Below are 529 nucleotides of genomic sequence, written 5' to 3'. Positions count from 1 at the left end.
AAACATAATAGCAAAAAAGTAGATCAATTCAGACACATACCTATTCGATGAATCCAAATCCCCAAAAAGATCACGCGCAAAATTAAGAACAGACTCGTTAACACTATAAAAATATTTTTGTAAAAAGCAACTCCTACCACGAAACGCATACTTTCCGCCACCTACTCTAAGCGCATCTATCACGATTGCATCTATAGAAAACCCTCCAAGACGACTCACCTTTAGATACAAGATGCTCCTATTTCTGTATTCATCCTTTTCGAAAAATTGAAACACAATCCTCTTCTTCTCATTGTCTATTACAAAACAATAATCATCGCACAAATCGCCATTCACAAGATCGCAACACTCATATATCTCACTAAAATCAAAAACCATATAGCCACGGAACACGTCGCCAGCACAAGAGGCCTCGTCAAGCTTAACATAGCCTCCACGTTTGGCATCAAAAACAGTATTATCTTCAGAAAAAAGCGCACATATATCCTGTATCTTCACGCGGTAAAAATCCAACAACACCGACAAAGAA

General features: G+C 38.0%; 1 protein-coding gene. It reads right to left on the bottom strand.

All coding sequences use genetic code 11. The annotated features are described in order from the left end of the window. The coding region (locus tag FVW27_RS19190; RefSeq protein WP_167128374.1) for a hypothetical protein at nucleotides 1-498 on the bottom strand (498 nt) is incomplete at its 3' end. Nucleotides 499-529 lie beyond the last annotated feature (31 nt).

Origin of the sequence: Nitratidesulfovibrio liaohensis, assembly GCF_011682075.1 — a bacterium.
Taxonomy (GTDB): domain Bacteria; phylum Desulfobacterota; class Desulfovibrionia; order Desulfovibrionales; family Desulfovibrionaceae; genus Cupidesulfovibrio; species Cupidesulfovibrio liaohensis.
This window is presented reverse-complemented; position numbering and strand designations above follow the sequence as displayed.